This window comes from Streptomyces sp. NPDC059853 (genome assembly GCF_042731495.1).
Taxonomy (GTDB): Bacteria; Actinomycetota; Actinomycetes; order Streptomycetales; family Streptomycetaceae; genus Streptomyces.
The window spans coordinates 1-1,760 of record NZ_JBHWJL010000532.1; the positions used below are offsets into that span (position 1 = coordinate 1).

A 1,760-nucleotide genomic window follows, 5' to 3' on the forward strand; every position below is an offset into this window, starting at 1 on the left:
CGGGCGCGGTCGGCACCGTCTACGGCGATCCCCCGGCGGCGGCCGACCCGCTGCGCCTGGCCGCCCCGCCGGCGCCGGTCACCGTGCTGCACGGCACGGAGGACGGTCAGGTGCCGTTCGCGCAGTCCCTGGCCTACGCCACCCGGCACGGTGCCACGCTGATCCCGCTGCCGGAGACCGGCCACTACGCCCCGGTGGACCCGGGGACGGCGGCCGGTGCCCGGCTGATGGAGGTGCTCAGCGGAGGGTGAGCCGCAGCTCGGCGAGCCGGGCGAGGTCGTCCGGTATGCGGCGCCGTTCCGCGTCGGTCAGGGGAACGGCGTCCGCCTCCGCCAGCAGCCGGGCGACCCCGGCCGGGTCCTCGCCCTGCCGGTGGGCGACATCGGCACGCAGGACGAGCAGGCGGACGCGCTGATCCGGGGTGGGCCGCTCGTGGGTCAGCGCGAGCACCCGGTCCAGCACCTTGGCGGCGGCGGGCAGGTCCTCCTTGGAGTCGGCGAAGAGGACCGCGAAGTGCAGGGCGCGGGCGAAGGTCTCCTTCGGGGCGGGCGCGATGTGCCCGTCCCCGCCGGTGGGCTGGCCGACCCGGATGGAGTTGCCGCCCGGATCGGTCATGAGGAACTGCCGTACCCCGTAGGACATGTCCTTGAGCGGCCCGATCCGGGGCAGCCCCCGGGTGGGCACCTTGCCGTAGGCGTCCTTGAGCCCGGCCCGGAACGCCTCGTGGAGGGCGTCGACCTCGTCGGTGAGGAGGTAGCAGCCGCCGAGGGAGGTCTGCGGGTCGAAGTCCTTCATGCCGTGGAACTGGAGCTCGAACGCCCCGCGTTCGACGACGAGGTAGGCGTACGGGCTCTTCTGCTCGAAGGTCACCGTGAACCCCAGGGCCCGGTAGAAGGTGGCGACCGGCGCGATGTCCCGGCAGCTGAGCAGCGGAATGGTTTTCTCGGTCATGCGGGGAGTCTAGTCAAATTTGATGAGAAGCCAGGGTGCCGAGGCCCCACCGCGCACCGCACCCGGAAGGGGCGGCGCACGCCGGGGACTCGGGGTCAGGGAGCGTCGGGAGTGAGGTCGAGAACCCGCACGTGCGCGCCCCGCCACTTCTCCGGGGCGGTCGTCGCGATGACGGCCCCGTCGGGGCGCTCCGGGGTGGGGGCCGCCGCATACCGTGTGTGGGCATCGCCCCAAGTCGTCTCGCGGGCGAGAACGAGCGCGGCGGGCAGGTCGAGCTCCAGCACGGTGATGCCGGGCAGCGAGGCGAAGTGTTCGGCGATGCCGGGGCGCCGGCGATCGGCCTCCACCAGGGCGCAGACGGGCACGTAGACGTACCAGCCCGGCACCTCGGCGGACCGGTGGATCAGCCCGGAGGCCATGACATTGCCGTAACCGGCGGCGAGCAGGGCCGATTCGTCCAGGATGAAGTGCACGGCATCGCTCATGGTGCGAACGCCTTGGCCAGCCGGCGGTCCAGTTCCGCGTCGAGCGCGCTCTTCTCGGCCGGCGTCGGGTCGTACCCGTTCCACTCCCGCAGAGCTTTCCGGGTCTGCTCCGCTCGGGCCGCCCGCTCCTCCGGGGTCAGCAGCGTGTCCGCCAGGCGGGCGAGATAGGCGCGCAGCGACAGCCCTTCGTCGGCCGCTATCCGGGCCAGCCGGTCACGAGCCTCGACGGGGATGCGGATGTTGGCATCGGTCACGGCAGAACTCCTTCGGCCTTCGGGCGGGTACGGGTACGTACCCATGGCAGATGCCCGCACGGTATCAGGC

The 1,760-nt window shown here is 72.7% G+C and carries 4 protein-coding genes; 1 reads left to right on the forward strand and 3 read right to left on the reverse strand.

Translation table 11 applies throughout. The annotated features are described in order from the left end of the window. Positions 1-251: alpha/beta fold hydrolase (locus tag ACFV5N_RS27615; RefSeq protein WP_385605210.1), on the forward strand; the 251-nt coding region annotated here is incomplete at its 5' end. On the opposite strand, the gene ACFV5N_RS27620 is transcribed toward ACFV5N_RS27615, so the two are convergent. The 3 genes from ACFV5N_RS27620 to ACFV5N_RS27630 form a co-directional block, all read right to left on the reverse strand. Next, complete coding sequence (locus ACFV5N_RS27620; protein WP_385605213.1) at positions 238-951, reverse strand: bleomycin resistance protein; 714 nt, start codon at positions 949-951, stop codon at positions 238-240. The genes ACFV5N_RS27615 and ACFV5N_RS27620 overlap by 14 nt on opposite strands. Positions 952-1,046: 95 nt before the next feature. Beyond that, a complete protein-coding gene (locus ACFV5N_RS27625) occupies positions 1,047-1,436 on the reverse strand; it encodes a hypothetical protein (protein WP_385605215.1) in 390 nt (129 codons plus the stop codon). After that, complete coding sequence (locus tag ACFV5N_RS27630; protein WP_385605218.1) at positions 1,433-1,690, reverse strand: hypothetical protein; 258 nt, start codon at positions 1,688-1,690, stop codon at positions 1,433-1,435. Before ACFV5N_RS27630 ends, ACFV5N_RS27625 begins: the two co-directional genes overlap by 4 nt. Positions 1,691-1,760 lie beyond the last annotated feature (70 nt).